This is a genomic window from Thiomicrospira sp., from assembly GCF_036568485.1.
Classification (GTDB): Bacteria; Pseudomonadota; Gammaproteobacteria; order Thiomicrospirales; family Thiomicrospiraceae; genus Thiomicrospira.
Window position 1 is genome coordinate 20,096 of sequence record NZ_DATCSL010000072.1, and the last position, 7,768, is coordinate 27,863.

Sequence of the window (7,768 nt, forward strand, 5' to 3'; positions counted from 1 at the left end):
AAAAAGGGAGCTTCGGCTCCCTTTTTTAAACAAACGTGTTTTGTGTGGGTTTAACTTAAATTCAGACAAAACAGGTTTAAAAACAAAAAGGATACAACGATGCAATATGATTACGATGTAATAGCGATTGGAGCCGGTAGCGGTGGTTTGTCGATTGTTGAACGTGCGTCAGAATACGGCAAAAAATGTGCCGTGGTAGAAGCCAAAAAACTAGGTGGCACGTGCGTAAACATTGGTTGTGTTCCTAAAAAAGTCATGTGGTTTGGTGCGCATATCGCTGAGGCATTACGTGATGCCCCAGACTTTGGCTTTGATGTTGATGTTAAAAGTTTCGACTGGTCAAAGTTAGTTGCCCAGCGTGAGCAATATATCCAAAACATCAACACCTGGTACAACGGCTACATGAAAGATTTGGGCGTAGACGTATTACAAGGCTGGGGCAGTTTTGTTGATAACCACACGGTTGAAGTCGATGGTAAAAAATACACTGCTGAAACCATCGTGATTGCACCAGGCGGCGTGCCGGATATTCCACAGGATGTTGAAGGTGCCGAATTGGGTATTACATCAGATGGTTTCTTTGCCCTAAAAACTCAACCCAAAAAAGTGGCCGTGATTGGCAGTGGTTATATTGCAGTCGAATTAGCGGGTGTGTTCCAAGCTTTAGGCACGGACGTAAGCCTATTAAGTCGTAAAGATCTAGTGTTGCGTGGCTTTGATGACATGATTCGTGAAAACCTAACCGACGCAATGATTACCAGCGGCATTCACAAAGAATATCATTTCCGTGTTGCGCGTATTTACCGCGCCGAAAACGGCAGTTTGACGGTAGAAAGTGAAGACGGCCAGCATTTGGAAGGTTTTGATGAAGTCGTTTGGGCGGTCGGTCGTCGTAACTTAATTGAACCGATGAAACTAGAAAATGCAGGTTTAAGCGCGACAGCAAAAGGCATTATCGAAGTCGACGATGAGCACCGTACTTCGGTCAACAACATTTTTGCAATTGGTGATGTCACCGGTCAACCGCAATTAACCCCGGTCGCGATCCGTGCCGGACGTTTCTTGGCGGAGCGTTTGTATAATAACAAGCCGCATTTGAAGTTGGATTTACATGCGGTGCCAACCGTTATTTTCTCTCACCCACCTGTCGGCACAGTCGGTTTGGCGGAGCATGATGCGCGAGCGCAATATGGCGATGAAAACGTTAAAGTTTATACGTCGATTTTTACGCCGATGCGTTATGCCTTTACCGAGCACCAGATTAAAACCGCATTAAAGCTAGTAGTGACTGGGCCGGAAGAAAAGGTTGTAGGTATTCATATCGTGGGTGATGGCGCGGATGAAATGTTGCAAGGTTTTGCGGTAGCTGTACAAATGGGGGCGACCAAAGCCGACCTAGATGCGACCATTGCGATTCATCCAAGTTCGTCAGAAGAACTGGTGACCATGCGTTAAATCGCTTCTGGACAATGAAAGCTATAAAGCCCGCTGGATCGATTATTGATCCAGCGGGCTTTTTTATGGCCAGTTAAAAATTAAGGTTATAATGTGCCCAAACCAGAGGATGTTTTTGTGCCATTTGAAATTGACTTTTTACCATCTGAAACCGACGGCGAGATAGGTGATGCGATTGCGTTACGCTACGGCTTAACGACTAATCAAAAAATCATTGTTTATGATGCCGGTGATTCTGAGCACGCGCACAAACTGGTTAAACACATTCAGCACTTCTTTAATACGGATCGTGTCGAACATCTAGTCTGCTCTCATCCCGACTCTCACAGCACACCAGGCCTGGTGGTTGTATTAGAGCAAATGCAAGTCGGAACCTTTTGGCTACATCAGCCGTGGTTGTATTGTCATGAAATGGCTGATTATTTTTCGAACAATGAATGTCATGAACCCGGTTTAGGCCAAACTTTTGAAGCCAAGTTCCGTACAAGTTATGACCTGGCCAAGCTCGCTATTCAAAAAGGCGTGACCATTAAAGAGCCGTTTCAAGGCCAATGGATTGGGCATTTCCATGTGTTATCGCCGTCTAAAGAATGGTATGTGAATGAACTGGTTTCACAGTTCAAACAGCCGATTTCGTCGCCCAATCACTTAATGCGTTTTTTACGCTGTTTACGAAAAACCGCCAAACGCGCCGTATCTTGGGTGGCAGAAAAATGGGAGACCGAATACCTGCCGGAAACCGGTCATACCTCCGCCGAAAACGAAAGTTCAGTGGTGCTGTATGGCAACTTAGAAGATTATCATTATGGTTTGTTACTGACTGGGCACGCGGGTGTTGAGGCTTTGCATCGAGCAATAGATTATTTGGAATTGTTAAATATTGATGCTCCCAAACATATTCAATTTATGCAGGTTCCGCACCACGGTGCATTAGAGCATGTATCAAGTCTGTTATTGAACCGCTTGGTGGGCGCGCCTTTAGAGCAAGAGCCAGTGATCAAACATAAGGTCGCGTTTATTTCGACGCCAAGTGGCGAGTCATCTTATCCACATGCCTCAGTGGTGAATGCTTTATTGCGACGTGGCGTCAAAGTGGTGGCGACTGAAGGCAAAATCAAACGTCATCATAAAAACACCCAAACTACGGCAGATTGGCGTGTTGCACAACCGCTCAGTTTTAGCGAACAGGTCAAACTAGAGTCGAGTTAAATAAAGCTTGGGCTGAGTTAATCAGCCAAGTTCAGCGCTTTTCGATAGTTTTCAAGAATATTGGCTTGGTTTTGGATGCATAAATAAGCCTGGTCAGCCAGTGCGTCAGCCATTGCTTGATTGCTGAGTAACTGGTTTAAACGCTGTTGTAGTTTGTCATAATCTGCACACACGATAATCGCGGAATGCTGTTGGAATTCGGCCAGTTCATCTTCAAAATCACTATTGTCCCAGCCAGTAATAATAGTGCGTTTAAGCGCGGCTGGTTCTAAAAAATTATGTCCGCCTTTAGCCACAAACGATCCGCCCATAATCACTAATTTGGCAAACGCAAACAAGCCCATTAAATGCCCAAACCGATCGTCTATAAACACCTGTGTATCGTCACTAATGAGTTGCTGACGACTGGCTAAACTTACGTTTAGATTGAGTTGGGCGAGTTGTGTTTGAATTTGTACACCACGTTTCGCATGACGCGGCACAATTACCAGCAATTCGCTGCGTTGCAGTTGCTGCCAGCGTTGGGCGATTTGAAGTTCTTCATCCGCATGAGACGAAGCTAACAAAATATAGTCACGCTCAATTTCACGCTCATACTGGGGCAATGAATTGAGACCCGCCTGTTTTAGATTACCCAAAACCTGCACCTTATCAGGATCCGCGCCTAGTTGGATATAACGTTGGGCTTCGGCGTTCGAGCGCGCCAAGATTTGGTTGGTGTGGCTCAAACACAAACGATATTGCGCTTTAAGCCAGTTAGGTGCATTCAAGCTTTTACGCGATAAACGCGCATTGATTAAACGAATCTTGATGCCTTGCTGGTGGGCAAGTCGATAAAGGTTGGGCCAGAGTTCGGTTTCGACTACCCATAACTGGATGGGCTGGCTGACTATTAAAAACCGACGGATCGCAAAAGGCCAATCAACCGGACAATAACGCACTTGGGAGTTAGCTAAGTTGAGAGCTTGCGCGGTTTGAAAACCGGTGGGCGTGTTCGTGGTAATTAACCAGGCCTGCTGGGGGGCGGATTTTAATAAGGCTTCGACCGCTTTAACTTCGCCGACCGACGCACAGTGTAGCCAAATAGCACCAGGCCTGGTGGCTGGGTAAGCTAGCCCTAAACGTTGCTTTATGAAGTCCCAGCCGCCCTGGCGTTTAATTGCATCCAGCACAATTAAAATCACAACTAATGGGCTTAATAAGCGAATTAAAAACTGGTAAAGCATGGCTTAGTGACCAGACAGCAACAAGGCTTCCATCAGTTCAATATCACCTGGCACATCCACTTCGGGTGAATCATGTTCGCTGAGCACGACTTTGATTTTGTGGCCGTATTCTAACGCGCGCAATTGCTCTAGTTTTTCAATGTCTTCCAGCTGGCCCATTGGCAGTTGGTTAAATTGATCGACAAAACGTTTGGTGTAAGCATAGACACCTAAATGTTTAAAAGAGTCGTGATCCCAATAGTCGCGGCCATGTGGAATGGTGGCGCGTGAAAAATACAACGCAAATCCATTTACGTCCGTGACCAGTTTGACGTCTTTCGGACTGGTGATTTCAGCTTCGTTAATAATCTTGAAAGACAAGGTCGACATTTCAAACGAACCATCGTAATCGGCGGCCATAAAAGGTGAAATCACAGCTTCGATCGATTCGTGATGTACTAAAGGTTGGTCGCCTTGCACGTTGACGATTAAGGCATCATCACTTAAACCTAAGGCTTGAGCGGCCGCGGCAATACGGTCTGTCCCGGAGGCGGCTTCCACCGGTGTCATAATCACCTCACCACCAAATTCGCGCACCACTTCGGCAATGCGTTCATCATCTGTGGCCACGTACACACCGGCTAAACCCTTAGCTTTGGCAATGCGTTCATACACATGCTGAATCATGGGTTTATCCGCAATCAGTTTAAGCGGTTTGCCTGGTAAACGTGAGCTGCCATAACGCGCCGGAATAAATACATAAGTTTGCATAGATGTCTCGTTTAAATGATTTAACCGCGAAGAACACGAAGACCACGAAGAAAAGCGATTAAATTATAACGTCGTGCTCTTCGTGTTCTTCGTGGTAAACCGCATTACATTTTGTTGAATAATGAACGCAGTAGTTCTGGGGTAACGTGGGTTTGCCATTCTTTACCGTAGACGTTTTCCCAAAGCGGGGCTAGGCCAGAAGACACACGAATCATTTTTTGCATGTCGTCTTCAGACAAGCCTTTAGTGATACCTTTGGGTAAAGTGATATTGTGTTTTTTCATCATTTCACGGAACTCGCGCACGCCTTCAGGATAAAAGTCATCCAACACGTCCATTACAATGCAGTTGCCAATGCCGTGGTGGTAACCCATAACATAAGACAAACCGTAAGATAAGGCATGACACGCGCCCACTTGGCTGTAAGCAATACTTTGGCCACCCATATAGGACGCCATCATTAATTTTTCATCCGCATCAGGGTGATCACCCAAATAGACTTCGCGGCAAAGATCGAGTGATTTTTCACCGAACGCACGCGCGAATTCATTAATGTACGTGCCGTTTAAAGCTTCAATGCCGTGGATATAACAATCCATACCGGTATAGAACCACTGATCGGTTGGCACCCCTTTTACCAAGTCTGGGTCCATAATAATTTGGTCAAACACGGTGTAATCCGAGTTCATGCCTAATTTCTTCTCTGGGCCAGTTAAAACCGTGGTGCGAGACGCTTCTGCGCCCGTACCCGAAATGGTCGGAATACCCACATGATGTACAGCTGGGTTTTTAATTAAGTCCCAACCTTGATAAGACGCCGAACCGCCCGGATTGGTTAACATTAACGAAATCGCCTTAGCCAAATCTAACGTCGAACCCCCACCTAAACCCACAACACTCACTGGGTTTTGGTCTGCAAATGCTTGCACTTGTTCGGTTAAAGCATCGACATAAGTGGTTTTTGGTTCATCGGTCACATCCACCCACAAAATCATGTCATGCGGTAAAGCCGGAATACGACCTTCAAGTGGTTTACCTTTGTGCACACTGTCAACTGCAAATACAACAAAATCTTTGTCGGTTTGGCGCTGTTCGGCTAAGACTTCGTCGAGCTGGTCAAACGAGCCACGACCAAAAATCATGCGAGGTACGGTTTTAAAGTTACGAAATTTCATTCATCAATCCTTTATTCAATCACCAGGCCTGCTGGTTGGCGGGGCGTTTATTTAAATACGTTAGCAAAGGCGTCAATACGCTTTTGAATATCGGCGTCAGACCAACTCAAATTAATCAACATCGATAAAGTGCGGCTCATAATACCATCCGACTTCGGCGTTTTAACTTGGCTGTAATCTGGGCGATCGGCAATCAGCTCAATTGGCAGTTTAGCTGGGCCTTTCATTTGCTGAATGTGCTTCCAGTTTTTCAAATAATGCCAATTGTTACCATACCAGTAAAACACCGCTGGAATGCCTTCAGCTTGTAAACCAGCCACCACTTCACGAGCACGTGCTTCGCTTGGCAACATAATGCTTAAAAAACCAGCATTATCACCGGCTTCGTCCGGTAAATCACGGAACGAGATTTCGCTATATTGCTTTAACGCGTCTTTCAAGGCTTTTTTGTTACGACGTTGGATATCTAAAATACGATCCAATTTTTTCCACTGCGCGACACCTACCGCCGCATTCATTTCCGAAATGCGATAGTTGGCGCCCATAATCGGGTGACTCTCTGCACCACGATCCGAACCGATATGATCGTGACCATGATCCGAATACTGATGCGCGTAATCGTAGATTTTACTGTCGTTAGTTAAAACCGCGCCACCTTCACCGCAAGAGATGGTTTTAACTGAATCAAACGAGAAGGTGCCGACCTGACCAAATGATCCTAAAGCTTGACCTTGGTAAGTTGCGCCAGTGGCTTGGCAAGCGTCTTCTAACAGCACGATATTGTGTTTGTCGCAGACGGCTTTGATTTTATCCATATAACCGCCCGAACCACACATATGCACAAAATTAACCGCACGGGTGCGTGGCGTAATCGCCGCTTCAATGCCTTCGGGCGATAAACACAGGGTTTCATCAATTTCCGCAAAAATCGGAACAGCGCCAGCTAACACAATGGCTTCCACCGAGGCCACAAATGTAAACGGTGGCACAATCACTTCATCACCCGCACCAATGCCGGCGGCCGCCAAAGCGGTGGTTAAAGCCGCCGTACCGCTGGAGACTAAGTGCGCATGTTTGACTTTAATCGTGTCTTGAATCATCTGCTCCAGTTCGCGCGCCTTCCAGACATCGTTGCGCATGCCATCAAAGTTGTAACGGAAGGTGAAACCTTTGTCCATTACCTCGGCAACCTGTTGTTTTTCGGATTCATCAAATAGCTCAAAGCCCGGCATGAAACTCTCCAGTCAAAAAAATTAAGAATGTTTAATTAGTGTATCGAACAAAACGCCGTGACGCGCTTGCTGTTGGTCTAGTTTGAGGCGATTGGCGACAAAAATGGCGTGTAACTGATGCAGCGCCGCATCAAAGTCATCATTAATCACCACATAGTCAAACTCAGGATAATGTTGCATTTCCGAAACTGCATCCTGCATGCGGCGCGCAATGACGTCGGCGCTGTCGGTGCCACGACCATTTAAACGTCGATCCAGCTCTTCAATCGAAGGTGGCATAATAAAAATCGAATAGGCATTAGGGTAAAGCTTGCGAACTTGTTGCGCGCCCTGCCAGTCAATCTCTAAAATGACGTCTTGGCCGGCGGCTAATTGCTGGTCAACACTGGCCTTAGTGGTGCCGTAAAAATTATCAAACACCTGGGCGTACTCCAAAAACTCACCCGAGTTGACCTGAGCTTTGAATTCGGCTTCGCTGACAAAAAAGTAATTAACGCCGTGTTTTTCACCCGGACGGATTGAGCGAGTTGTGGTCGAAATTGACACACGAACCAATAAGTCTCGATCCAGCAACTTGCTAACCAAAGAGGTTTTGCCCGCACCGGAGGGGGCTGAAATAATATAAAGATTGCCTAACATAGGATTCTCGACAGGACGATATTCGTCAAACACAAAAAAATTTAAACTATCTTATCAAACCAGGCTAATTTGCGTGTAGGTT

Annotated in this window: 7 protein-coding genes; 2 read left to right on the plus strand and 5 right to left on the minus strand. The window is 46.1% G+C overall.

Translation table 11 applies throughout. The features are described 5' to 3' along the window. Positions 1–99: 99 nt before the first annotated feature. Both gorA and VIM91_RS07445 read left to right on the plus strand, forming a co-directional pair. Positions 100–1,455 carry a glutathione-disulfide reductase gene (gorA, locus tag VIM91_RS07440; RefSeq protein WP_331864187.1) on the plus strand — a complete coding sequence of 452 codons (1,356 nt, stop codon included), beginning with the start codon at positions 100–102 and terminating at the stop codon, positions 1,453–1,455. A gap of 93 nt (positions 1,456–1,548) precedes the next feature. Beyond that, a complete protein-coding gene (locus VIM91_RS07445) occupies positions 1,549–2,664 on the plus strand; it encodes a hypothetical protein (protein WP_331864188.1) in 1,116 nt (371 codons plus the stop codon). A 17-nt stretch (positions 2,665–2,681) separates the two neighbouring features. On the opposite strand, the gene VIM91_RS07450 is transcribed toward VIM91_RS07445, so the two are convergent. From VIM91_RS07450 to gmk, 5 genes are all read right to left on the minus strand, one after another. Then, a complete protein-coding gene (locus tag VIM91_RS07450) occupies positions 2,682–3,890 on the minus strand; it encodes a 3-deoxy-D-manno-octulosonic acid transferase (RefSeq protein WP_331864189.1) in 1,209 nt (402 codons plus the stop codon). A 3-nt stretch (positions 3,891–3,893) separates the two neighbouring features. Continuing rightward, positions 3,894–4,640 (minus strand): 3-deoxy-manno-octulosonate cytidylyltransferase, encoded by a 747-nt coding sequence (gene kdsB, locus VIM91_RS07455; RefSeq protein WP_331864190.1) that lies wholly within the window; start codon positions 4,638–4,640, stop codon positions 3,894–3,896. Positions 4,641–4,744: 104 nt separating this feature from the next. Then, positions 4,745–5,815 carry an iron-containing alcohol dehydrogenase family protein gene (locus tag VIM91_RS07460; protein ID WP_331864191.1) on the minus strand — a complete coding sequence of 357 codons (1,071 nt, stop codon included), beginning with the start codon at positions 5,813–5,815 and terminating at the stop codon, positions 4,745–4,747. A gap of 47 nt (positions 5,816–5,862) precedes the next feature. Next, positions 5,863–7,047: a DegT/DnrJ/EryC1/StrS family aminotransferase gene (locus VIM91_RS07465; RefSeq protein ID WP_331864192.1), complete on the minus strand. Its 1,185-nt coding sequence runs from the start codon at positions 7,045–7,047 to the stop codon at positions 5,863–5,865. Between the two features lie 21 nt (positions 7,048–7,068). Then, positions 7,069–7,686 carry a guanylate kinase gene (gene gmk / locus VIM91_RS07470; protein WP_331864193.1) on the minus strand — a complete coding sequence of 206 codons (618 nt, stop codon included), beginning with the start codon at positions 7,684–7,686 and terminating at the stop codon, positions 7,069–7,071. Between the last annotated feature and the right edge of the window lie 82 nt (positions 7,687–7,768).

Excerpts from the sequence above, each read along its gene's own strand:
- gorA (WP_331864187.1), top strand. The coding sequence starts at position 100 with ATGCAATATGATTACGATGTAATAGCGATTGGAGCCGGTAGCGGTGGT.
- VIM91_RS07450 (WP_331864189.1), bottom strand. The coding sequence starts at position 3,890 with ATGCTTTACCAGTTTTTAATTCGCTTATTAAGCCCATTAGTTGTGATT.
- kdsB (WP_331864190.1), bottom strand. The coding sequence starts at position 4,640 with ATGCAAACTTATGTATTTATTCCGGCGCGTTATGGCAGCTCACGTTTA.
- VIM91_RS07460 (WP_331864191.1), bottom strand. The coding sequence starts at position 5,815 with ATGAAATTTCGTAACTTTAAAACCGTACCTCGCATGATTTTTGGTCGT.
- VIM91_RS07465 (WP_331864192.1), bottom strand. The coding sequence starts at position 7,047 with ATGCCGGGCTTTGAGCTATTTGATGAATCCGAAAAACAACAGGTTGCC.
- gmk (WP_331864193.1), bottom strand. The coding sequence starts at position 7,686 with ATGTTAGGCAATCTTTATATTATTTCAGCCCCCTCCGGTGCGGGCAAA.